27 protein-coding genes are annotated in these 23,503 nt (G+C 36.0%); 16 read left to right on the top strand and 11 right to left on the bottom strand.

Translation table 11 applies throughout. From position 1 onward, the window contains the following. Complete coding sequence (locus EPL02_RS13145) at positions 1-780, bottom strand: undecaprenyl-diphosphate phosphatase (RefSeq protein ID WP_131887958.1); 780 nt, start codon at positions 778-780, stop codon at positions 1-3. A 346-nt stretch (positions 781-1,126) separates the two neighbouring features. Here EPL02_RS13145 and EPL02_RS13140 point away from each other — a divergent pair, with 346 nt between their 5' ends. From EPL02_RS13140 to EPL02_RS13125, 3 genes are all read left to right on the top strand, one after another. Continuing rightward, the gene (locus EPL02_RS13140; protein WP_094910525.1) at positions 1,127-1,540 is read left to right on the top strand and encodes a hypothetical protein; all 414 of its coding nucleotides are present in this window, start codon (positions 1,127-1,129) and stop codon (positions 1,538-1,540) included. Between the two features lie 480 nt (positions 1,541-2,020). Continuing rightward, entirely contained in the window at positions 2,021-2,581 is a 561-nt protein-coding gene (locus EPL02_RS13130; RefSeq protein ID WP_094910524.1) for a GNAT family N-acetyltransferase, read from the top strand. A 172-nt stretch (positions 2,582-2,753) separates the two neighbouring features. Beyond that, a complete protein-coding gene (locus EPL02_RS13125; RefSeq protein WP_131887957.1) occupies positions 2,754-3,587 on the top strand; it encodes an LCP family protein in 834 nt (277 codons plus the stop codon). A 28-nt stretch (positions 3,588-3,615) separates the two neighbouring features. Here the strand turns inward: EPL02_RS13125 and EPL02_RS13120 are convergent, their stop codons facing one another. Then, positions 3,616-3,891: a hypothetical protein gene (locus EPL02_RS13120; protein WP_094910522.1), complete on the bottom strand. Its 276-nt coding sequence runs from the start codon at positions 3,889-3,891 to the stop codon at positions 3,616-3,618. A 164-nt stretch (positions 3,892-4,055) separates the two neighbouring features. Here EPL02_RS13120 and EPL02_RS13115 point away from each other — a divergent pair, with 164 nt between their 5' ends. Together EPL02_RS13115 and EPL02_RS13110 are read left to right on the top strand one after the other, a co-directional pair. Further along, positions 4,056-4,493 carry a DUF6637 family protein gene (locus EPL02_RS13115; protein WP_094910521.1) on the top strand — a complete coding sequence of 146 codons (438 nt, stop codon included), beginning with the start codon at positions 4,056-4,058 and terminating at the stop codon, positions 4,491-4,493. Positions 4,494-4,628: 135 nt separating this feature from the next. Further along, complete coding sequence (locus tag EPL02_RS13110; RefSeq protein WP_094910520.1) at positions 4,629-4,994, top strand: DUF7674 family protein; 366 nt, start codon at positions 4,629-4,631, stop codon at positions 4,992-4,994. A gap of 38 nt (positions 4,995-5,032) precedes the next feature. Here EPL02_RS13110 and EPL02_RS13105 read toward each other — a convergent pair whose 3' ends face one another. Next, positions 5,033-5,323 (bottom strand): DUF3817 domain-containing protein, encoded by a 291-nt coding sequence (locus EPL02_RS13105; protein ID WP_131888477.1) that lies wholly within the window; start codon positions 5,321-5,323, stop codon positions 5,033-5,035. A gap of 266 nt (positions 5,324-5,589) precedes the next feature. Here EPL02_RS13105 and EPL02_RS13100 point away from each other — a divergent pair, with 266 nt between their 5' ends. From EPL02_RS13100 to corA, 4 genes are all read left to right on the top strand, one after another. Beyond that, positions 5,590-6,150: a TetR/AcrR family transcriptional regulator gene (locus EPL02_RS13100; protein WP_094910518.1), complete on the top strand. Its 561-nt coding sequence runs from the start codon at positions 5,590-5,592 to the stop codon at positions 6,148-6,150. A 60-nt stretch (positions 6,151-6,210) separates the two neighbouring features. Then, positions 6,211-6,633, top strand: coding sequence for a DUF6188 family protein (locus EPL02_RS13095; RefSeq protein WP_131887956.1), 423 nt, complete (start codon positions 6,211-6,213; stop codon positions 6,631-6,633). A 104-nt stretch (positions 6,634-6,737) separates the two neighbouring features. Next, on the top strand, positions 6,738-9,776 hold the full coding sequence (locus EPL02_RS13090; RefSeq protein WP_131887955.1) for an efflux RND transporter permease subunit: 3,039 nt from the start codon (positions 6,738-6,740) through the stop codon (positions 9,774-9,776). Between the two features lie 342 nt (positions 9,777-10,118). Beyond that, a complete protein-coding gene (gene corA, locus EPL02_RS13085) occupies positions 10,119-11,090 on the top strand; it encodes a magnesium/cobalt transporter CorA (protein WP_131887954.1) in 972 nt (323 codons plus the stop codon). Positions 11,091-11,132: 42 nt separating this feature from the next. On the opposite strand, the gene EPL02_RS13080 is transcribed toward corA, so the two are convergent. From EPL02_RS13080 to EPL02_RS13060, 5 genes are all read right to left on the bottom strand, one after another. Next, positions 11,133-11,558, bottom strand: a complete 426-nt coding sequence (locus EPL02_RS13080) for an Asp23/Gls24 family envelope stress response protein (protein ID WP_131887953.1) — start codon at positions 11,556-11,558, stop codon at positions 11,133-11,135. Positions 11,559-11,579: 21 nt separating this feature from the next. Beyond that, positions 11,580-11,789 carry a DUF2273 domain-containing protein gene (locus EPL02_RS13075; protein WP_131887952.1) on the bottom strand — a complete coding sequence of 70 codons (210 nt, stop codon included), beginning with the start codon at positions 11,787-11,789 and terminating at the stop codon, positions 11,580-11,582. Positions 11,790-11,805: 16 nt separating this feature from the next. Continuing rightward, the gene (gene amaP / locus EPL02_RS13070; protein ID WP_131887951.1) at positions 11,806-12,348 is read right to left on the bottom strand and encodes an alkaline shock response membrane anchor protein AmaP; all 543 of its coding nucleotides are present in this window, start codon (positions 12,346-12,348) and stop codon (positions 11,806-11,808) included. A 199-nt stretch (positions 12,349-12,547) separates the two neighbouring features. Continuing rightward, positions 12,548-13,603 carry an alkene reductase gene (locus EPL02_RS13065; protein WP_131887950.1) on the bottom strand — a complete coding sequence of 352 codons (1,056 nt, stop codon included), beginning with the start codon at positions 13,601-13,603 and terminating at the stop codon, positions 12,548-12,550. Positions 13,604-13,747: 144 nt separating this feature from the next. Further along, positions 13,748-14,005 carry a GlsB/YeaQ/YmgE family stress response membrane protein gene (locus EPL02_RS13060; protein WP_061785287.1) on the bottom strand — a complete coding sequence of 86 codons (258 nt, stop codon included), beginning with the start codon at positions 14,003-14,005 and terminating at the stop codon, positions 13,748-13,750. 360 nt (positions 14,006-14,365) lie between these two features. On the opposite strand from EPL02_RS13060, the gene EPL02_RS13055 reads away from it, so the two are divergent. The 3 genes from EPL02_RS13055 (at position 14,366) to EPL02_RS13045 (ending at position 16,285) form a co-directional block, all read left to right on the top strand. Next, positions 14,366-15,031 carry a cobalamin B12-binding domain-containing protein gene (locus EPL02_RS13055; protein ID WP_131887949.1) on the top strand — a complete coding sequence of 222 codons (666 nt, stop codon included), beginning with the start codon at positions 14,366-14,368 and terminating at the stop codon, positions 15,029-15,031. Further along, a complete protein-coding gene (locus EPL02_RS13050) occupies positions 15,018-15,842 on the top strand; it encodes an STAS domain-containing protein (RefSeq protein WP_131887948.1) in 825 nt (274 codons plus the stop codon). Before EPL02_RS13055 ends, EPL02_RS13050 begins: the two co-directional genes overlap by 14 nt. A gap of 104 nt (positions 15,843-15,946) precedes the next feature. Further along, positions 15,947-16,285, top strand: a complete 339-nt coding sequence (locus EPL02_RS13045) for a hypothetical protein (protein WP_131887947.1) — start codon at positions 15,947-15,949, stop codon at positions 16,283-16,285. Positions 16,286-16,781: 496 nt separating this feature from the next. Here the strand turns inward: EPL02_RS13045 and EPL02_RS13040 are convergent, their stop codons facing one another. Then, positions 16,782-17,717 (bottom strand): LysR family transcriptional regulator, encoded by a 936-nt coding sequence (locus EPL02_RS13040; RefSeq protein ID WP_131887946.1) that lies wholly within the window; start codon positions 17,715-17,717, stop codon positions 16,782-16,784. Between the two features lie 371 nt (positions 17,718-18,088). Here EPL02_RS13040 and EPL02_RS13035 point away from each other — a divergent pair, with 371 nt between their 5' ends. Further along, on the top strand, positions 18,089-19,192 hold the full coding sequence (locus tag EPL02_RS13035) for a citrate synthase/methylcitrate synthase (RefSeq protein ID WP_131887945.1): 1,104 nt from the start codon (positions 18,089-18,091) through the stop codon (positions 19,190-19,192). Positions 19,193-19,243: 51 nt separating this feature from the next. Here the strand turns inward: EPL02_RS13035 and EPL02_RS13030 are convergent, their stop codons facing one another. Next, positions 19,244-20,254, bottom strand: coding sequence for a YeiH family protein (locus EPL02_RS13030; protein WP_131887944.1), 1,011 nt, complete (start codon positions 20,252-20,254; stop codon positions 19,244-19,246). Positions 20,255-20,417: 163 nt separating this feature from the next. Between EPL02_RS13030 and EPL02_RS13025 the strand changes: the two genes are divergently transcribed. The 3 genes from EPL02_RS13025 (at position 20,418) to EPL02_RS13015 (ending at position 22,903) form a co-directional block, all read left to right on the top strand. Then, positions 20,418-21,422 (top strand): DUF3231 family protein, encoded by a 1,005-nt coding sequence (locus tag EPL02_RS13025; protein WP_131887943.1) that lies wholly within the window; start codon positions 20,418-20,420, stop codon positions 21,420-21,422. Positions 21,423-21,513: 91 nt separating this feature from the next. Next, the gene (locus EPL02_RS13020) at positions 21,514-22,140 is read left to right on the top strand and encodes an NUDIX hydrolase (protein ID WP_094910503.1); all 627 of its coding nucleotides are present in this window, start codon (positions 21,514-21,516) and stop codon (positions 22,138-22,140) included. Positions 22,141-22,153: 13 nt separating this feature from the next. Continuing rightward, positions 22,154-22,903 (top strand): arylamine N-acetyltransferase family protein, encoded by a 750-nt coding sequence (locus tag EPL02_RS13015; protein ID WP_094910502.1) that lies wholly within the window; start codon positions 22,154-22,156, stop codon positions 22,901-22,903. 71 nt (positions 22,904-22,974) lie between these two features. Here EPL02_RS13015 and EPL02_RS13010 read toward each other — a convergent pair whose 3' ends face one another. Continuing rightward, the gene (locus EPL02_RS13010) at positions 22,975-23,463 is read right to left on the bottom strand and encodes a DUF4306 domain-containing protein (RefSeq protein WP_094910501.1); all 489 of its coding nucleotides are present in this window, start codon (positions 23,461-23,463) and stop codon (positions 22,975-22,977) included. Between the last annotated feature and the right edge of the window lie 40 nt (positions 23,464-23,503).

Below are 23,503 nucleotides of genomic sequence, written 5' to 3'. Positions count from 1 at the left end.
TTAAAAGACCCCCGTAAATTGACATACTAAAACAATTAAGCCAAGAATCCATACGTAAACAGCAAATGTCTTTAGGGAATGGTGCTTTAAGTAGTGAATCATCCATTTTACGGCCATATAGCCAAAAAGTGCAGCTGAACATGTTGCTACAAATAAGGAGAAAAATGAAATGTATTCTACGCCACCACCAACGACATCTTTAAGCTGTAAAAGAACGGCTCCACATATGGCTGGCGTTGATAATAAAAAAGAAAAATAAGCAGCGGTTTCTCGATCTAACTTGCGCATTAAAGCAGCAGCCATTGTTAAACCAGAACGTGAAACAGCAGGGAAGATGGCTGCTGCTTGAAAGGTACCGATAAACAGTGCGTCTTTATAGGAGATATCGTGCATCTTTTTAGCTCCTTTTTTCACTGAATCAGCAAACCATAAGAAAAGGCCTGTTACAAGGAACTCCCAACCAATTGTAGAACCAGTAATTGAAATTTCTTCGAAATAATCTTTAAATAATAAGCCAACTACAACAGCTGGAATCGTACCAATGATTAGCAAAAAAGTAAGCTTGCTAAACGGATGACGAATCATGTGCCACAGCTCGTCTTTATAAAACACGAAAACAGCTAGCAAGGTACCTATATGCAACATCGTATCTAAATACAGACCAGCGCTATCTAATCCAAATAAGTGTCTGCCTAAATACAAGTGTCCTGTGCTACTAATGGGCAAAAATTCTGTTAGCCCTTGAATAACTCCTAAAATTAATGCTTCAATCCATGACATATTTTCACCTCTTAAAGCGTGTCCTTGTATCATTGTATCGATCAAAAGGCATGAACATGACAAAAATTAATGAGAATGGTGAAATAAAGTAAAAAATAGTTAGAGTCAACCAGCGGTTTGCTTGACAGTGTGCAGCAACTAGTGATTATGGTGAAAAAGAATTTAGAGCACAAAAAATGACTAAATCAAAAGGTGAATCTTTGCGGGAAAGGTTGAAATCAACATGGATAATCTCAAGTAATTACACAAACGATAAGGTTGAAACCAACATAACGTTTGTGCAAGAAAAATGGATATTTAGCTTGCGGTATACAAATTTGTATTCATCAAACGGAGGTGGGAACTCATGATAAAAAAAGTGTGTATAGCACTTATTTTATGCTTCATTGGAATTCATTCACATGTGGCAATGGGAGAACAACCTAAAGTGGAAGTGTTTCAACTTGATACGGGTAAAGTCATTCGAGTAGCTGATAAAACTGAAGTTGTTCAAAAAGAAGTAGAAAAAAGCATTGCTTCTATCACTGGAATTTACAAAAAAGTAAACCCTTTACCTAAAACCGGTTATTTAGTAAAGGTACCTCTGGACCCGGCTGTACAAGTCCAGCAAAAAGGTTTAGAGGTGTTAGCTAGTGAAGCAGTTGTGGTATTAAGCCCAAATGAACAGCCTGTGCTCATGCTATACGACAATGAAAACAAAATTTATTTTTTTGAATTTACCTATGATATCACTAATTTACGAAAAGAATTAGAATTATAAAAGAAAGCTCCGTATAGAAATATCGGAGCTTTCTTCTTCGTTATTTTTTATATGTTTCAAACGTTAAAATGTTGTCAGGAATGTTAGCTAAGTAGTTAATTTTCCCCTCAGCGTTTAGCTTTGCTACATCTTTATCTATTTGTGTAAACCCTTCTTTAGATACGCGCTTTCCACATACTGCTCATTTCGTTTTGTATTCATCAGATCGCAACTTGTTTTCAACCTTCAAACATATGTTTAATATCTAGATTTTGTTTAAGCACCGTCTGTACAAAAGATTTTCAGTTATTAATACCTCGTTGTTTATAGTCATTTAGTACAAAAACAACATCAGCATCAAATAAACTTGACAGCCCCCTTCATTGCTTTTTCACTAGTACGTGATTCGTCAAATAAAAAATTTTTGATTATTTGACAGTTTATTCAATCAAATGTAATATATTTAGAAAAATCAAATTTTTATGATGGGGTGGGAATGCGATGATTGACTTAAGACCGTTCACAAAAAAAGATATAAAAGAACTCATTGAATGGATTCCCTCAGAAGCCTTTATGATTCAGTGGAGTGGCTCCACGTTTTCATATCCACTTACGCCTCGCCAGCTTAAAGAGTATATCCGCTATGCCAATTATGAAGGAGCTCACACTTACGCTTTCTCCGTGTTTCATCAACAAACCGGCCAGCTAGTTGGTCATATTTCTCTTGCTCATATTGATTATCATCACAAAACGGGAAGAATTGGTCGAGTATTGCTTAAAGAAGAGGAAAGAGGAAAAGGATACTGTGGTGAGATGTTTAATTATGTTTTGTCCTTTGGCTTTAATGTCTTAGGGCTTCATCGCATTTCTCTTGGCGTGTTTGACTTTAATGAGGCAGCTATTAAGTCATACGAGCGCATCGGATTTTTACGTGAAGGGATGATGCGAGATGTGAAACACGTGAATGGACAGTATTGGAGCTTAATTGAAATGAGCATGATTGATTATGAGTGGAAACAGAGAGAAGATCGTTCTGTGGAAGCAATAAAGCATATTCAGTAAAATGAAGCCGGATTGAAAAACTCAATCCGGTTTTTTGGGTCAAAGCCTTTTGTCAATTTGTTTTTCCCCTTCTAATTATACTTAGCAGGTATAAATCTTTGAAAAAAAAGGCATATAGGAAGTAAATAAGCTAATAAAAGAAGCGAAGGGACAGAAGGGAGAGACATAAGGTATGAAGCTCAAATACACGTTACTTTCCTTACTCATATTCCTTGGTTGCGTCTTAACTGGGGTCGTATATGTTTTTAGTGAAAAAAAAATTGAAGCAAAGGAATTTAACATGCTCGTAATGGGAGTAGACGAACGAGAAGCCGATACGGGACGTTCTGACGTACTGATGGTTGTTCATTTTAACTCTGAAAATGGACATTTAAAAATGATGCCAATCCCTCGAGACACGCGTGTGAAAATTAAGGGGAAAGCAGAAATGGAAAAGATTAATCACGCTTATAAGTATGGTGGAATTAAGCTAACTGTTGATACTGTGGAACAATTTTTAAACATGCCAATCGATTATTATGTGAAAGTAAATATGGAAGGATTTAAAGCGGTTGTGGACGAGGTAGGTGGTGTGACGGTTAATAATCCATTTCCATTTACATTTGCATCTTATTTATTTCCCCAAGGTGAAACAAATTTAAATGGTGAAAAGGCTTTAGCTTATGTAAGGATGAGACACGAAGATCCTAAAGGCGACCTCGGCCGAAACGAGAGGCAAAAGCAAGTAGTAGAAGCGCTTTTAGACAAAGGAATGAGTATGTCAACGGTAGCAAACCTTCCCAACCTCTTAAATATTACAAAGCAATACGTTGATACAAATGTAACGATTAAAGACGCGTTAGCGGTATATAATGCAATGGAAAAAGGTAAACCAACGTTTGAAACGGTGCATGTAGAAGGAGAAACACAAATAGTAGACGGAACATGGTACTATATTGTAAAAGATCAAGAGAAACAGCATATAAAAGCCATGCTATATGGAGATAATGCACCGGAAGAGCACTGAAAAAGCGCGCAGTCTGCGCGCTTTTTACTTAATTCATTTCTTGCTCGCCAATTTCTTCTTGACGCTGCAGACAAGAAATCTGCTTTTTTTCTGGGTGAATATTAAAGGTATATCCCCATGTCTGAATTTTTTCAAGAATAATTTCATCTTTTTTGAAACCAAAAATAAGTACGATATCTTGATTTTCATCTAATAGTAAATACTTCTCATCTTTTCTCCACATTGTTAGGTTAGCTGCATAAAAGAAATTCCAACCATTATTCATACGATGACCCGTTGCTTGGTTTTTATAGTTTAAAATCATAATAATTTCCTCCAGTAGACAAACTTTCTAGTAAAATAGTTCATTTCTCATTATAAACAGTTCTTTCTTATAAATCTATAAGACGAATGAAGCATAAAATGATACAATGTTCACGTTAGATTTTCTAGCAATCTACCGTTTTTTTATTAGAAAGGAGATTTGTAATGAGTATATGGTATTTTATCATTGGAGCATTAATCGCCGTTATCGGAATGATGTTTATTTACCAGTCAACCATTTATACAATTGAAGGTAAGCTACAGGAAGATAAAACAGACAATGAAATTTATCAAGATCTTGTTCGTATTCAAACCATGTTTTTTATCAAGCACGCCGTAGTAGAAATTGTTCCGTTGATTTTAATCGTACTAGCATTTATGAACCCAGAACCTGCATCAAGCATGAGTCCATTAATTATTTTGGCGGTCGTTTGGATTGGAGCAATGCTCCGCATTTATCAAACTCATCAACGGGTAGCAAGCAACTTAAAAAAAGAGCAGTTTCGTGGATTCCTAACGAAATTCATGATGATAGAAATAGGTTTGATAAGTGCATTTCCAATTATAGCAGCCGTTGGTTCACTTACGCTTAATGTAGGGTAATACATAAAAACCTGTATTAGTAAGCCCTCTTTATTCATTCTAAACAGCATATTTAATTTTTACGTTTAACTATAACAGCAATGGGTAAACAGAAAGTATCACTATATTTAGATTACAAATAAGGTAGGGAAACATATGATTACAAAGGGCGAAGTTATTCCATTGTTAACTGATGCAAGTCCATCGTTCCAATATGATGAAGAAGTGAATACAACAACAATAGAAGGTTTGCAGCAAGAGCTCAAGCGCTTTGCATCTCACTTAATTTCATTAGAATTCAATAATCAATTAGCCCATGAACCTGAGATATTTGAAACCATTGAAAGATTATATACAGAAGGTGAAGCAGAAGTAAAAGAAAGCATAACGATTGGACTGTTTGAAACTATGTATGAAATGCTTTCTGAGCAACACATAACATCTGAGGAAATAGGAAAGCTTTTAAAGCCACATTCTTTTAAATGGTGGAAGACGATTGAACAGTTTAACAGGCTTTCTTAACGATAAATAAATCACGCCAGTTCTTTGGCGTGATTTATTTATTGCTCATTTTTTAACTGCTTGTCTAGATAGAACGTTCCAAAAGGAATAATAGATAAGATAAATGCATAGATACCCCATAAAATTGTTTTTCTATGCTCAAATTTCACGTGCACAGCAGCAAGTATGTATAATACGAACAGAGCACCATGGGCAGCTCCAACAATGGATACAGCCTCAGGAATATCAGCCAAATATTTTAATGGCATAGCAATAAACAGTAAAAGTAAATATGAAATGCCTTCTACAATACTTAACAAGCGCAAGCGGCCAATCGATGATTTTAACATCATGGTTTACCCTCCAAATGTATGTTTTTTTCAACTATCGTGAAAAATGTACCATGTAGATGCAATCGTTACAAGCATCAATGGTCGTTTTCACAAAAGGTTCAAAACATAATAAAAAAAAAGCACACTATGTGTTGACAAGATATAACGTTATCTTTTATAAGTATATATAGTAAATGATGAAACTGTACTTTTATTTACGTTCAGTCTCGATGCGTTGATCCTGTTCTACACGTGCAATAAGAGGCAGGAAAGGGTTTGGAAATATGACAAAAGGAATAGAACAAAAGGAAAATATCCTGGATGCAGCGTTTGTGGTATTTGGAGCAAATGGTTACCATGATGCTAAAATGATTGATATTGCTAAAAAAGCAGGTGTGTCAAAAGGGACACTTTACCTTTACTTTCCTTCAAAAGAAAGCTTATATATTGCGGTTAATGATCGCTCTTTTCTCTATTTCATTGCTAATGCAAAGCGAGAAACCGATCGCTGCAAAACGTTTAGGCAAAAGCTTTATTCAATAGCAAGGCATCACCTATACTTCTTTTACAACACAAGAAAGTACCCAGACTCGTTTTGGCAAGCTCCTCATCAGATGCCAGGAATGATGGAGCGATTGCATCGCTTTTTTAATGATTATCATTCCTTAGTATCAGACCTGATGAAAGAAGAGGGACTTGAAGATACAGCTTTACATTCAAAAGCGTTTTGTAGCATGCTAAACGGGTATAGAATGGATATCGTATCTAACCAAAATGTGTCAGAAAAAGAAATTGAACGTTATGCAACGTTTACAGTTGACCTTTTCTTAGAAGGTTGTTACTGATTTCTTTTTTTTTAAAACTGACCCGTGGGTACTGAAGTTAAATTGTATTGGAGGTTCTCAATGAATAAAGAACAGCAAGCGATGGATTTTACGTACTTTTATGGACAACAAGTTATAAATATCATTCATCAATATGACAATCCGTTATCTTTAGAGTTTTCTAATGGTGGTCTTGTTATTGAATGTCCATGGCGGTTAAAAAAAGGAGATGATGTGATTGCAGGTCAAGCGGATTGGAAGTTGAATACTTCGTTTGAATGGCGTTATCATATCACAAAGAAATTACTAGGGAAGCAGATTAACAATATTGTTTGGTATGAAGACTTAAACATCCTGAGAGTATATCTGACAGAAGACTATCTATTGGATCTATTTCAAGATAGTGCAATGTTTGAAGGATGGGACCTTCACGGAGAGAACGGTTTCTCTTTTATTTCATTGCCGGGGGGTTCAATGGATTACGTCCCGAAGAATGTTTATTAATTTTTAACATAAAGGAGGTGAGGCGCTTAGTGATATAAACTGACCCATTGGTACTCATTTATTACACATATAAATACGACTAATAAAATAGATGGAGGCTCTTTATGAATTTCTTGACAAAATTTAGCTTGAAGAATGCAGTAGCAGTATTTATTTTGTCTTTTCTTCTTATTTTAGCTGGCTTATTCTCATTTTCAAAATTAAAAATCGATTTATTACCTAATATTGAATTTCCACAGCTGTCGATTGAAGCTGTATATCCTGGTGCTTCTCCTGATGATGTGAATGAACAAGTAACAACAAAGTTAGAAGATCAATTAAAAGGTCTTGAAGGTGTTAAAAGCGTTCAGAGCGTTTCTTATGAGAACGTAGGAATTATTAATCTAGAATTTCCGTTTAATACAGATTTAGACGACATTGAGCAACAAATTGACACGATAACAAAAGACTTAGATTTACCAGAATCAGCAACAGTTGATGTGAACCGCTTTTCTTTTGGCTCTTTTCCAATTATGAATATCTCTTTGTTTGCTGAAGGTGATGCGGAAGTTGAAAAGCTTTTAGATAACGAAATTATTCCAGAATTAAATAAAATTGAAGGAATCAACTCTGTATCGGTTGGCGGGGTAAAGGAGGATCTGTTACAGATTACGCTTGATAAAGAAAAAGCAGTTGCAGCAGGCCTAACGCTTGAGCAAATTAAGGAACAGATTAACCAAAAGTCTGTATCTTTCCCAGCCGGGACTGTAAACGGTGAAGAACTTCAAATTCCTGTACGAGTGGAAGAGAAATTAGATACAATTGATGCATTAAAAGAAGTTGAGCTGAAATCTACAGTTAATCCAGAAGCTCCACCAGTTTCACTTGGAGATATTGCAACTGTTGAAGAAGTAAGCGAGCAAGGTGAATATACGCGCTATAACCAACAAGAAGCACTAACAATGGCAATTACAAAGAAACAGGATGCAAATACGGTGCAAGTTGCCAATGACGCGTTAGAAGTGTTGAAAAAATACGATGATGATATTAACTATGCTATTGGATTTGATTCAGCAGAAGGAATTGAAAAGTCAGTTGAGACGTTAGTAAAAGAAGGGTTGCTTGGGGCGTTGTTCGCTTCCATTGCGGTGCTAATCTTCCTGCGTAATTTCCGTGCTACAATTATTTCAATTATCTCAATTCCATTGTCGCTTCTTGTATCAGCTATTTTCTTAAATGGGCTGGATATCTCATTAAATATCATGACATTAGGTGGAATGGCAGTAGCAGTTGGACGCGTTGTCGATGATAGTATCGTAGTTATTGAAAATATTTTTAGACGTGTTCGAAAATCAGAAGAAGGCATTTCTAATGAACTAGTTGAATCTTCAACAAAAGAGATATTAAAGGCCATTACGTCATCGACTATTACAACCGTTGTTGTATTTTTACCAATTGGTTTTGTCGGTGGAATTACAGGTGAATTCTTCTTACCATTTGCGTTAACGGTAGTATTTTCACTTTTAGCTTCACTTCTTGTTGCTGTTACAATTGTACCTATTTTAGCAAAGTTTGCGTTTAAGAAGGTACCAGCAGAAGAGAAAGAAGGTAAAATTCAACGTGGATATGCAAAAGCAATTGCATGGTCATTAAATCATAAAATCAAGATTTTAATCTTATCATTCTTATTACTATTTGGTTCATTTGCTCTTGTTCCATCGCTTGGTTTTACATTCATTCCAAACGAAGAGCAAAAACTATTACAGGCAAATATCCAGCTTCCTTCGTCTACTTCTTTAGAACGTACAAATGAAGTGTCATTAAAAGTAGAGGAGCTATTTGCAGCAGAAGATGAAATTAAAGATGTTACAACAGAAGTAGGTTCACGTGATTTTGCAACAGGCGTAAAGCGTCCAAATCAGATTGGTTATTTCTTAAATCTGAAAGATGGCGCAGATGTAGATACGTATATTGATGAACTGCAGAGTAAGATAGAAGACATTGTAGGAAAAGAGTCTCCAAAAGCAACGCTAAGCGTATCTGAAGCATCAACGGGTGGCCCACCAACTAATAACAACGTAACGGTCGATTTATTTTCATCTGACTTGAATGACTTACAAACAGCGGCGAAAGAAGTAGAAGACTATTTAAATACCTATGATAATTTAAAGTATGTAAAAAATAATTTCTCTGATAAACAAAAGCAGCTTGTGGTTGAAGTTGATCAAGATAAAGCATCTGAGTATGGTGTATCTGGATTCCAACTTGTAGGAACAATTACAGATCAAACAAAACCTGTATCAGTAGGTGACTTAACGCTAGATGGAACAGATCGTGCAGTTCAGCTTTCTTATGATGAAGATATTAGTTCAACAAAAGAAATTGAAGATCTGCAAATCTTTACACAAAGAGGGCCAGTAGCAGTAAAAGATATTGCCAGCGTAAGCGAAATCGATACATTTACGTCCATTCAAAAATTAGATGGAAAAGTATTTGCTCGTGTTGAAGCAGATATTAAAGATGAAAATATTCAAAAAGTGACGCAAGATGTAGTAGCTGGTGTAGAAAAACTTGATTTACCAAAAGGTGTAAGTCTTGAAGGTGGAGGCGGTAGTGATGAAACCGTAGAAATCTTCCAATCTTTAGGATTAGCTATTTTAACAGCTATTGGCCTTGTGTACTTAACGATGCTGATTACGTTTGGTAAAGCTCGTATTCCATTCATTATTTTATCATCGTTAATCTTTGTTCCGATTGGTTCACTAATTGGGCTAGTTATCGCAAAAGAGCCTTTATCTGTTAGCGTAATGATTGGTTTCCTAATGTTAATTGGAATTGTAACAACAAACGCCATTGTATTAGTAGACCGAATTACCCAAAATAGAGAGCAAAAAGGGATGACAATCCGCGAATCGCTTATTGAAGCTGGTAAAACGCGCTTACGTCCTATCCTAATGACAGCCTTTGCAACTATTGCAGCGCTGATTCCACTTGCTTTAACAACATCAAGTGGAACATTGATCTCTAAAGGTTTGGCAATTACGGTTATCGGTGGTTTAACATCTTCTACCTTATTAACGCTAATTATCATTCCAGTTGTATATGAATTATTCTTTGCTAAGCAGGTTCGTAAAGAAAGGGAACTGGAAAAAGGTGCGAAATAAGAACTATTTTCTATAAGAGGAAAATATGACCATTAGTTGTGTGCTATAATAAAGGTACGTTTTATTTAACCCCTTATATTATATAGATGAAGCCAGGACCCTTTAAGCCGAGGGGATCTCTGGCTTCGTTTTTTTTATTGCTTTTTTTTAGAGATGGTTTACACTTAAAAAGTATCTATAATGAAATAAAGTATCAATATGCGAGGTGAAGGTGGATGGGCACTGATGACCCCAAATTGTATAAAAATATAACTAGAGGCAGCATTAGGTGTTCCATGTCTCTTTTCGCACGTGAAGAAGCGCTCCTTATGATGCCTCACTTTTAAAATGAGGTGAATGAATATGATTAAAACATATCTTTATAATCAGCAAGATGAACAAACGAAAGTCGGTATGCCATTAACAGAGGCAATTGAACAACTAAAAAACCCTCAGAATCTTTTGTGGATTGATTTGTATGATGTTGAAAGTATAGAGTTAAATGAAGTAGCGAAAAAATTTGGTTTTCACCCTTTAGCCATTGAAGACTGTCTACACGATAGTCCTAGAGCTAAAATTGATGATTACGAAGACTACAAGTTTTTTGTATTTCATGCTTTACGATACAATGAAGAAAGCGATAACGAAATTACCACGTTAGAACTTAACGTGTTTGTAGGTCCAAATTATGTGGTGACGATTCATAAGCATAAGTTAAAGTGGTTGGGACAAATGGATGCTATTTGTTCTCGAAGCTCTAAGTATATGAATAAAGGTGCCGACTTTTTGCTTTATGCACTTATTGATGGTATTACGGATGAATATTTTCCAATTCTTGACCGTATCGGTATTCGGATTGAGGAGTTAGAAGATGAAATGTATGACGAAGAAGTAAAAGAAGTAACGGAAGAATTCCTTGCGTTAAAGCGAACAATTATCTTGATTCGTCGTGTTATTTTACCTCAGCGTCGTATTTTCTTGGCGGTAAATGGAAAGTGGAAGTTTGATATTAATGAAGACAACACCCCGTTCTTTATTGATTTAATTGATCATTTAGAGCGAATTGTAGACTCAACTGAGACTTTTCGTGACTTAGTAAACAGTGCCCTTGATACGTATTATTCTATTATTAGTGCTAAGTCATCAGAAAAATTAAACATGTTAACAATAATATCAACCATTATGCTTCCGCTCACTTTTGTAACGGGTTTTTTTGGAATGAATGTTCCAATTCCCTATCAGGACTCACATTATTCTACGCTTGTTATCTTACTGATACTTATTGCGTTAACATGGGGAATGTGGAAGTATTTTAAAAGCAATCGTTTATTATAAACAGGAAAAGCTTCGTGCACACGCACGAAGCTTATTTCATCATTATTGAATCTCTCGCTTAGAGTCTTGCTCTTTTTCGGCATTATTATTTTTTGTTTCAAACTCTTCACGAGTCATTACGTCTTCCACATGCATGTTCACTTCAACTACCTCAAGCCCAGTCATTTCATGCACTGATTTTTTTACGTTTGTAACCGTTTCATTAAAGATTGTTGGCACATTCTTACCATATTCAACAATCACTTTTAAATCAAGCGCTACTTGTTTTTCTCCTACTTCTGCCTGCACGCCTTTTGTAATATCTTCTGAGTTTCGGAACCGATCTGTTAAACCACTCATAAACCCTCCGCTCATCGATAAGATACCTTTGATTTCGTTAGCAGCAATACCTGCAATCTTCTTTATCACCTGATCTTCAAATGTTAATTTATTTTCATGTTTCATTGTTTGTGTAGTAGATTCTGCCATGTTAGTTCTCTCCTTTGTTAGTTAAGGTCTGCGAGTAAAAAAACGCAGCCAAGCTTCAATATCTAATTGTCCATCTCGCCACTTTCCAATCAAGTACCCAATACCCATAAACCCAATTACAAGAATTGTAGGGCCAAAGCCAATTGTTAATAATAAAATTGCTAAAATAAGTCCAAGTAGTAAGCCAAACAAGCGTCCGCGGTAAGGAAGTAACTTATCAAGTCCACTCATGTTAATGCCTCCTTCATTACACAACGCGTTCTTTCGTTTGTGTTCTTGTATCAGTTAAATGAATGCGGACAGAATGAACAGGAAGTTCTAGCAAAGATTCAACAGCGCGCTTAATCTCTGCCTGCATGTCCTTACCGATTGAAGGTAACCCTTCACGACCAAATAAAGAGCAGCTGACCAATACGCTCACATATTCTTTTCGAGGATTAATTAGCGCTTCTACTTTTGGTGAACGAATTCCTTGAACGCTTTGAATGGCTTTTAACGCAGTTGATTCAATAGTAGCTTTGGAAATCGTTATTTTTCCTTCACTAGTGACAATGATTAACTCTCGGTCAGGAGAGCTAGTAAATAAGCCTGTACATAGCAAGATAAGAAATACTACTGCTAAAAAGGCACTTATAGCTAAAACTGTATAGTAGAACCATTCTTGCTGCTGCCAAGTTTGTAACCAATTAGATAAGTTTGGAACATCATAAACAGTTAGGGCTAATAAACCTGCAGAAATAAGTCCAACTACTCCAATTAGAACTAAAAGAAGTCGATTAAAACTATTCAATTTTCCACCTCATCTCCATGTTCAGCGCTGTAATTGTAAATGAGTTAATAGTCAATGGGAAGCGAGATATGTGTATGGTACCCTAGATATTACTCTTATAAACCATACAGTGTGTTTTTTAAAAAGAGGCTAAGAAAAGGGGAGTGAAAAACAAATTTAAGCAAGAAAAGAGCGGGTCATTCCCGCTCTTTTGGTATTATTAAATAAGTTTTGGTAAGTGTGTAGCAGGGTCGTACTCTACAAGGGGTTCATCTTGTTTAATACGATGTAAATAGTCAGGGTTTGCAATAAGTGGACGCCCGATAGCTGCTACGTCAATCCAGCCAGCTTCTAAAGCACGTTCTGCAGAATCTGGCGTTAAATCACCTACGCCGATAATTGGGCCACTCCAGTAGTTTCGAACGATTTCATACAGGTTCTTACCATCTTTTACATCTTCGTAAAAATTAAGCATGGAAGGGTGAATTATTTTCACGCCGACTTCTTTAAATGCTTCGACATAGGTTTGAATTGCTTTTTCCGCATCATCCCATCTATAGTCAGGTGCATCAACTTTATGCGGAGAGAAACGAATTACAACACGTTCTGCGCCAATTGCATCAATCACGGCAGAAATTACTTCTTTCATGAACGTTAATCGTTGTTTTAAATCTCCACCGTATTCATCCGTGCGCTTATTAGAAAACTCAGAGTTAAACTGATCAATTAAGTAGCCATGTGCACCGTGAATTTCAACTCCGTCAAATCCAGCTTCTATAGCATTTTTAGCAGCTTGAGCATATTGAGAAACAACCTCTTTAATATCTTCTTTTGTCATTTCTTCCGGTGTCTCATAAGGTTTACGGAAGCGAGGAACTTGACCATCAGCAGCGATAGCAGAAGGAGCTTGAGGTTGTTGACCCTTAATTAACTCATGATGGCTTAAACGTCCTACGTGCCAAATTTGCGCAATAATCGTCCCTCCTTCTTCGTGAACAGCATTTGTTACTTCTTTCCACGCTTCAATTTGCTCTCGCGTATAAATTCCTGGAACACCTGGATTTCCTTTCGCGCGGTCACTGATTACAACACCTTCTGAGATAATAAGACCAATGCCGTCTTTAGCGCGACGACGATAGTACTGGGCAATCTCCTTGTTTACAACGCCTGTTTCATCATCTGCAAAGCATCGTGTCATGGGAGCCATTGCAGTTCTTGTTTTCAATTGTAAATTCTCTAACTTTGTTCGTTCAAATAGCTTAGAATAGCGAGTCATTATTCGTTCATCTCCTTCAAAAAAAGTCCTTGTATTCAATCCTTTTAAGTAAGGATAAACTCAGTGTACAAGAAGGATATTTTTGATTCAAATATTTTGACTCACGAAAAAAAACGCTGCTTTATAAAGCAGCGTTTTTTGATATTAAGCATGATTTCTACGCATTTTTCTCATAACGAAACTTACAATTAATACTAAAATTATAGAGCCGATAATCGCAGGTACAATGGCGAATCCGCCCATCTCAGGACCCCAGTTTCCAAAAATAAGTCCACCTAACCAAGCTCCGATAAAACCGGCGATAATATTACCAATGATACCTCCAGGAACACCTTTTCCAGTAATAATGCCAGCTAACCAACCAATAAGTCCACCTACAATAAGCATCCAAATAAATGACATAATAACAACCTCCTAATAGTGTATTTTAATCTTATATCTTTTTGATACCCGCGATTAAACCAAGTTATGCATGTTTTGGCGAAAAATAAAAGATAATGTGAAATTAGTTAAAATAAAGAGTAATTTTTTAAAAAAAGGGAATAAGTCTACGTTAAAGATGGATAAATAGGGTGATTTATACTATTTATCCATAAATACAGTAGTTTCAGTTGTTGACCCAGTATTTATATGATAAGGTTGAATAAAACTGAAATTTATAAATGGAAAGATATAACCTTTAGCGAGAAAGTTCTTTAGGCTTTCTCGCTTTCTTATTTTTATTGGTAAAAAGCTACAAATGATGGACTGAGGTGAGAAACATTGGAATCTCAAACTCTGAGGTTAGTTGATGAGCTACTTTCAGGAAATCAAGATAGTGCGTGGAATATAGTAGAGAAAGCAGTAGAAAAAGGCGCAAGTAGCCTAGATATTTATGAAGGTCTGTTGACCCCTGCTATGCGCTATATTGGTACGCTGTGGGAAAAGAATATTGTTACGGTTGCTGATGAACATGTAGCGACTACAACTTGTGACTACCTATTAACACGCTATGGATTTTATAAACAGGTAACAAGTAAGAGAAATAAAAAGCATGGAAAAGTGATGTTGTTTTGTTTAGAAGAAGAACAGCATTTTATTGGATTAAAGATGGTCTCACTTCTATTTGAAGAACATGGATTTGATACGCGGTTTTTAGGAGCAGATTTGCCAAAAGAAGCAGCGGAGGTTATGGCAACGGACTGGCAGCCCGATATTGTAGCATTATCCGTTACCATTTCATTTCATTTAGACCAACTTCCGCAATATGTGAATTTGTTAGAGAGCTTAGATCCAAAACCCATCATGCTAATTGGTGGAAGGCTCATTGCATCAAATCATGTTGCAAACAGTGTGGTCGACATAGCAAAACAAATGCCAAGTTTAAACGAACTAAATGAATGGTTATTACGTTATAAAAAAGGGGTGGACATACATGTCGATGCTTAAAAGTGCTCCTGTTCCATATTTTACTGTGGACCGAAATCTTAAAATTTTAAATCGTTCCAAGCTAGCGATGACGACTTTTGCGTCGGTCGATAATTTCTTAGAAGTTGTTGATACGTTCAGCAAAGAAAAAGCAAAGAAATATTTAAGAACAGAGTATATTGCAAAAGACGACAACGAAAAAAAGGAAAACCGGAAGCGCACAACGCTCTTGGAAGAAAAAGAGTATACCGCCCAGAAGGTAGAGCTAGTGTTACAGACTGAGCAATCACCTTATGCTTTATTTGAATGTTTTATACAGTGGGATGAAGAAGTTGGACACTTAGTTTGCCTTCACCAAGACGAACGTATCAAAGAGCTAACAAAGATGGTCCAAGCTCATCAAAAGAGATTGGCACATACGGACTTTGAGCTCTTACAGCAAAAAGAGCGTTTAGAGGCGTCTCTAAAACGAATTAAGCAGCTATCAGCTTCTTTCATTAAGCTCTCTGAAAAGGTAGCTCTTATTCCGCTGTTTGGCGATTTAGATGAGCAGCTCGTAGCAGAAAATTCCAAAGTGCTCCAAGATGCTACATATGATGGTCATTATTCCATTATGCTCTTTGACTTTTCAGGAATTAATGAACTGAAACCAGAAGGCATCCACGCCTTTTCATCCTTTATGCGTTCGTTTGATATTATGGGAGTTACCTGTTATATCATAGGAATGAAACCATCTCATACAGAAATGTTAAAGGGAAATTCATTTGGTAATCAGATTATCTATATGAATAATTTAAGTGATCTCGTAAACATTAAACATTCTGTTGGATAAAAAGCTGTGCCACGTGCACAGCTTTTTTTTGTTCTTTAAAATGTTATGCTGATTTTTAATTAGGGGAAATGTGTATAATAAAGACAGAGTAGGGAGGTGAAAAAATGGAGCATAAAGAACATAGTGGGTTACATAAGCATGAGCATAGCCTAGCATGTGGACATACGAAAATTATGCATGATGGTCATATTGATTATGTTCATAACGGTCATCTACACCATAAACATAATGATCATTGGGATGAGTGTGTAATTCCAGTAAATGAAACTAACCCTGATGCATGTCAGCCAATTGAGTGTGGATGTAATCATGAAGAGGATTGCGGCCATGAGATGGTTCCCCATGGAGATCATATGGACTATTTAGTAAATGGAAGGCTACATCATGTGCATGACGGTCACTGTGACGACCATGGACCCGTAGAAATCATTACAAATCATTAAATAGACCGAAAACTTTAAAAAATGTAAGCGCATACTATTTACAATTCAGGTATCAATTGCTATTATTGTCTTACAGGATACTTGTTCGAATTATCTTGTAAGACAATCTACTAAGTCGATTTTCAAAGGAGGAAAAGTTATGGTAATGGAAGAATGGTTCGCACTTTTCGCACTTGCAGGAGTATGCATGATCCTTGTTAATCGCATGTTGCACAAAATCTATAAAGAAACAAGTACAGACGATTCCTAACATCTTCTCTTACTATGAAGGTGTTTTTTTATGTTTTGATATAAGAATATGTTTATATAAAAGAAGTTGGAAAAGAAACAGTTAACCCAACGGGATATCCGAACTGTCGAAAGTTAAATCTTTTCGATAGTTCAGATATCTTTTGTTGGTTTTGAACTTATTTTTACAATTTAACCATTGTAGAAACGTCATGAATTATCTATGAGAAGAAATTATGACGTTTTGTCCCGTTTTATTTTTAATAAATTACGGAGTAGGTAAATTTTGAGCTTCTTCTTTTTTCATCATATGGGACGGTAGGATAATCTCTTCATCTACTAAGAAGCTAAGAAGCTCTCGCGTAGCAAATGACATATAGCGTTCTTTCTTTAAAATAATACCTAGCTCCCACATTGGTGTTGGAGATGAAATAGGAATGCTACGTATCAGCGGGTTATTAATCTTTGGATAAACTGATTTTGGCAAAATAGCAATTCCTAGCTCAGAAGCCACGAGCTCAATGATAAGGTCCCACTGCGAGCTTTCATACGCAATTTTTGGCTGAAAGCCGGCTTCGATACATTCATGAATAATACGATCATGAAGCGAGAAATCCTTACTAAATAAAATGAAAAATTCTTCTTTTAATTCTGATAGAGACACGACCTGCTTTTGAGCAAGTGGATGTTTGTGATGAATATATAAGTTAAATTCTTCTTGTACAAAGGGATAGACATGAAACATAGGGTTTTGCACCGGAAGTACAATGATTCCAAGGTCCACCTGTTCAGACTCAACAAGTTCAACGATACGCTTAGCACCTAATTCTACGAGCTCTAGGGTTACTTGTGGATGCTTCTTAGTGAATTTTTTCGCAATCATTGGAAAAACAATGGTGCCAATTAAAGGCGGGATACCGATTTTAATTTCCCCAGTTGGTAAGTGCCTAAGGTCATCTAGTAAAGCATGAAGTTCATGCAATGTCGAAACTAATTTTTGACTTTGATTATATACAACTTGACCTGCATCTGTAAGAGTCAATTTGCGAGTCGAGCGATCAAATAAATCAACACCCAATTCTTCTTCAAGCTTTTTCACAATTTTACTCAAAGCTGGTTGAGATAAATGAATAGCAGATGCAGCCTTAGTAAAACTCTTTTGGTTTACAACTTCCATAAAGTGTTGCAGTTCACGAATGTCCATAATCAAGCCCCTCACTAATATTCTTTGTTTTCATACTATTTATTCTATTTATCTATTTTACTTATGTTTCAATAAAATGTAAACTCTTACATAAGGAAACTGAATGATAATTCATCTTTTTTACAAAAATGGCACTTCTTATTTTGTATAAGAACACAATGTTGAAAGCGTTATCATTAATGGCTATACCCTCAGAAATACTGATTTTTAGAACCTCCGATTTATAGAAATAATAATAGTTGTTCCCCATCTATCATCATTGATTTGTTCTTACATACAAAGAATAAGAATAAATATAGAAAGATGAAATTTATCAGACTACAAGAACACCTCGTAAATAAAGAGAAAATAAAAAGGGGAGAGTGGTCATAATGACATATGTAAAAGGTTTAGAAGGAATTGTAGCAGCTGAAACAAAAGTTGGGCATGTTGATGGAGATAAAGGTCAGCTAATTTACCGTGGATATTGGGCAAAAGATTTAGCAATTAACTATACATTTGAAGAAGTAGCTTATTTGATTTGGAACGGACAGTTACCAAATCATGAACAGCTTAATGAATTTAAAGAAGAGATGAAAGCGCATCGAGTATTACCTAAAAATATCGTAGCTTTAATGGATTGTCTACCTAGAGATACAGAAGTAATGAGTGCTCTTCGTACATGCATTTCAGCACTAGGGGATCCATCTTACAGTTGGCCGCCTACAAAAAATCAAGCGGTTGCATTAACTGCAGTTACGCCAACTATTATTGCTTACTGGTATCGTAAAATGAATGATTTAGAAGTGGTTGAGCCGAATGAGAATTTAGATCACGTGGCTAACTATCTGTATATGATTACAGGAGAAGTACCGGATTCAAGCCTTGTTAAAGCATTGAGCGCTTATTTTGTACTTACTATTGAGCATGGTATGAACGCATCAACATTTTCTTCACGCGTGGTAGCGTCAACCGAATCAGACATGGTCTCTGCGATTTGTGGAGCGATTGGTGCAATGAAAGGACCTTTACATGGCGGTGCTCCTTCTGGTGTTATTAGTATGTTTCAAGAAATTGGGTCTCCAGAAAACATTGAACCTTGGGTGCGACAGAAGCTTGAGAAAAAAGAGAAAATTATGGGCTTTGGACATCGTGTTTACAGAACTCATGATCCTAGAGCAGAAGCTTTAAAAGAAGTTTCCAAACAAATATCAAATGATAACGAATGGTTTGATTTTATTGTGAAAATTGAAGATACAACCATTCGATTGTTAAATGAATATAAGCCAGGAAGAAAGATTTACACGAATGTGGAATATTTTGCTGCAGCTGTTATGAAAGCAGTAGAGCTTCCAGCAGATTTGTTTACGCCAACATTTACGGCAAGTCGACTGGTTGGATGGACTGCACACGTACTTGAACAGTCAGAAGATAATCGGATTTATCGTCCACAGTCATCTTATATTGGTTATACTCCAGTTGAACAAAAACAATAAACAATCGAATCAAAAAGAAGCGGCTGTTGAAGAGTCGCTTCTTTTTGTGAATTAAATCATCACTAGTGTAATAGTTGATAGAAGCAATGAGGTAATGATAATTGCTATTAGTGGTCGAGCAGATTTGAAACATAACGTTTTAATGTTAACGTTTAATCCTAGACCAACCATTGCCATTGTTAAAAGGAACGTAGTTAAGGTAGGAATGGTGCTCACTATTGCATTAGGAATGTATACATATCTTTCTAAAATATAGCTATTGAAAATGCTCATTAAGAGAAAGCCCACTAAGAACCAAGGAAATTTAATGACAGTTGATGTCTCTTGTTTTTCCTTCCTTTTCATAAATAAAACAAACAAACAGCTAAGTGGAATTAACCATAGAACTCTGCCAAGTTTAGCTATAATAGCAAGTGATAGAGCTTCTTGGCCGGCAGGCATAGCAGCAAGGGTTACATGAGCAATTTCGTGTAAACTCATGCCAGACCATATTCCGTACTCTTCAGGAGAAAGGTCTAAAATTGACTGAAGAAAAGGATAGGCAATGGAGAGAATGCTTCCAATTAGCGCAATAATCCCAACACTTATTGCAATGTCTTCTTCTTTTGATTTTAAAATAGGCGAAACGGCCCCAATGGCGGCTGCTCCGCATACGCCTGTTCCTACACCGAGTAATAATAAAATGGCCAAATCTGCTTTTAGCCATTTTCCAATCAGTAACATACAGGTAATTGATAAGATAATAACCAATGCATCTTTGAAAAAAATACCGATCCCTACGGCAAATATTTGATCAATCTGAAGCTGAAGACCATATAAGATAATAGCACCACGAAGTAAAAACGTAGATGCAAATTTAATGCCTGGCTTAAATTGAGTGGGATACCCAATGTAGTTACGATAAATAATTGCAATCAATAGTGCACAAGCAAGGGGACCTATCATTTGAAAAATTGAGAGAGATGCAAGTAAATATCCTCCTATTGCAACAGCAAAAGTAAAAGCAAGACCACCGGTATATGCCAAAAAACGTCCATTTTTTATAAAAGTATTTCTATTCATGTTTTTTCACTCCAATATCATTTATACTTCTTCAGCTTAAAGGAAATTTAATTATTAGTGAAATATTGTTATTTTATTTCAATCATTAATATTTTTAATGATAAGTGCGGGATTTACATAATATGTTTTTCTTTGCTTCATACTATGACGTAGAGGTGACGTTATGGATAACAATGGAAGAGTTGTAACGCTAACATCAGGGGAAGTGGGCTCTTTATGGGAAGGGTATATTGGTGAAACAATGCTCTTATGCGTAATGAAACACTTTTCACAACATGTATACGATGGGAATGCAAAAGGAATTTTAACAAAAAATACCGACCTTTTGCACGCTCGAATTGCACGTTATCAGCTAATTTTTGAGCAAGAGAAAATGATAGCTCCAGCAGGTTTTAGTGAAGCAGATGTTTTTTTGAATGCTCCGCGAATGTTTTCAGATAAGTTTTACTTATTCTATTTAAAGGAAATGGCCAGAGGCTCAATTATACAATATTCAGATGCGCTATTTGGTTCGCATCGCCGCGATATGCGAGAGTTTTTTATTCAAAACATGAACGAGTATATAGATATTTTTCACGATACGATTGAATATCTGTTGGAAAAGGGAATTGTTATTCGAACACCGAGTATCCCTATTCCTAGTAAAATAGAGTTTGTTGAAAGCGAATCATTTTTAGGAAAGCTGCGAGGAAAGCAGCGTCCCATTACAGCACAAGAAATTAAAGCCGTGTATGTGAACTTAGATACGAATATGCTTGGAAAGTCTTTAATGATTGCGTTTAGCCAAGCGGCTGAATCAGATGACTTAAGAGAATATTTAGTGCGAGGCCGAAAGATTGCTCACAAGCATATTGAACTGTTTATCAATTTATTGACGGATGAAGACCTTCCCTCACCACAGCTATGGGATCCGGAAGTCTCTGAGTCTCGAATTGCACCTTTTTCAGATAAATTAATGATGTATCACACAGGCATTGCAAGCACAAACGGACTTTCTAATTATGGAACAGCCCTTTCAAAAGTTGCTCGTAAAGACATTACAATTGACTTCGGTCGATTATCATTAGAAACAGCTAAATTTGCTCTTGATGGCGTGAAAATTAGTATTAAAAAAGGCTGGCTTGAGCAGCCCCCTTTAGCTGCTAATCGTGATTTCCTCTCGAAATAATCAGAGTAAAATAATGTTCATCAGCGCTACAATGGTGTAAGATTATACCAGTGTGGTGCTTTTTTATGATTATAAGTAAAGGAGCGTCGTTATGAAAAATGAAATGTTAAGGATATTTGATGATAACCATCAGTTAATTGGACAAGCATCACGGGCAGAAGTTCATCGACTTGGATATTGGCATGAAACGTTTCACTGTTGGTTTATTAGTCATGAAGCAGCTAAAGACTATATTTATTTACAGCTTAGAAGTCTCGATAAAGAAGACTATCCAGATTTATTTGATATCACTGCTGCAGGACATCTTTTAGCTGACGAGACCGTTGGAGATGGAATTCGAGAAGTTGAAGAAGAACTAGGTGTAAAAGTCAAAAGGGAAGAACTAATTTCAATTGGAAAAATTCACTACGAAGCTTACAAAGAAGAGTTCATAGATAAAGAGATTGCGCATGTGTTTATATACGAAACGCCATATAAAATAAGCGACTATCAGTTACAGTTGGAAGAGGTAGCAGGAATTGTTTGTGTGGATTTTAATCATTTTTACAATTTTTGTTTTGGGAAAACAAATAGTTTTCTTGCCGAAGGATTCATATGCCAGGGCGGTGTGAAGTCTATCTTCAAAGATGACATCACCTACAACAGTTTAGTCCCTCATGAACTTAGTTTTTATCAACAGGTGGCAGAGCGTATTAAACAGTATTTAAATAGAAGATAAGCGAGGAGAAAAAATGGTTCATGTTCAACAATTTTTAGAGCATATTCACGTACATCCACAAACAGATCAAACATTACTATTAAAACACATACATAAGCAATCCGTCCTTACAATTCCTTTTGAGAATCTTGATATTCACTTAAATAAGCCTTTATCAATGAACCCAGAGGAAGTGTTTGATAAAGTTGTACGAAACAAACGCGGCGGGTTATGTTTTGAAACAAACAGCTTATTGTACACAATCTTAACAAAAATTGGATTTGAAGTAAGGTTGATATCAGGCGCATTTTGGAACGAAACGCAAGAGAGTTGGAACAAAGACTGTACGCATCTCGCGCTCTGTGTAGAGATAAGTGGAAAAAGTTACTTAGCCGATATTGGAATTGGAGGTGGCTTTTTTGAACCTTTACTAATTGAGGACCGATATACGTATAAAGATCATAATGGTGAATATCGAGTGGTAAAGCGTAATGACGAATGGATTGTTCAAGAAAAAAACAATAATTGGCAGGATCTTTTTAAATTTTCTCTTCAATCAAGAAAACTAGAAGACTTTTATGGTGCCTGCAGGTATTATGAACAAGATTCAACCTCATTTTTTCGCCAAAAGAAGCTCTGTAGCGTAGCGACTAAGGATGGAAAAATCTCATTGTCATCCAATACGTTGAAAATTACAAACGGACTGAATAAAAGGGAAACAGCTATTAACTCAGAGGATGAATTTAGAGCAAAGCTAAAAGAATATTTTGATATTGTTCTATAAAAGAAAAGCACAAGGAATCAAAGAATATACTAGGATCCTTGTGCTTTTTTATCTAAGTAAGGAACAAAAGGTTATGAAGATAAGAAAGGGATTTTGTGAGTTCTTAAATATTTTAAACCATAGTAAAAGCTGAAAATTAACACAAACGACCCGGTTGTTAAGCAAGTTTTCATAAGCGCTCCTGCTCCTACAGTCGGACTTGCCGATAGTTTATACCCAAGGGAAAACAGCAGCATTGCTAGTATAAATAAACAAAAACTCATATATGAACAGCGGTTCTTAAAAGCAACAAATAACAGGAGAGTAAGTAAGTATAAGCCGCTCGTAAGCATCATTATAGGGAAAAATGGGTAGAATTTAGCCGCATAAATAAAATAATCCACTTGTGAAATGTCGTATCCTGATTGAATAGATGAACTAGCAACAGAAGTGTACTTTGCTGAGTCTCCCCATTCAAATGAATCATCAATTAAGTTGGAACCCTCATACCATGTTGCAGCTATTGATAAAAGAAATATGAAACAAGCTGCAAATAGCTGAGTCATATATTTAATTGACATAAATTACTTCATCTCCTTCAGATAATGCCATGCTCTAGGA

Origin of the sequence: Bacillus sp. CBEL-1, from assembly GCF_004348885.1 — a bacterium.
In the GTDB taxonomy this organism is placed as follows: domain Bacteria; phylum Bacillota; class Bacilli; order Bacillales; family Bacillaceae_H; genus Priestia; species Priestia aryabhattai_A.
Note: the sequence above shows the minus strand (reverse complement) of the source record. Positions and strands in the feature narration are given on the sequence as shown.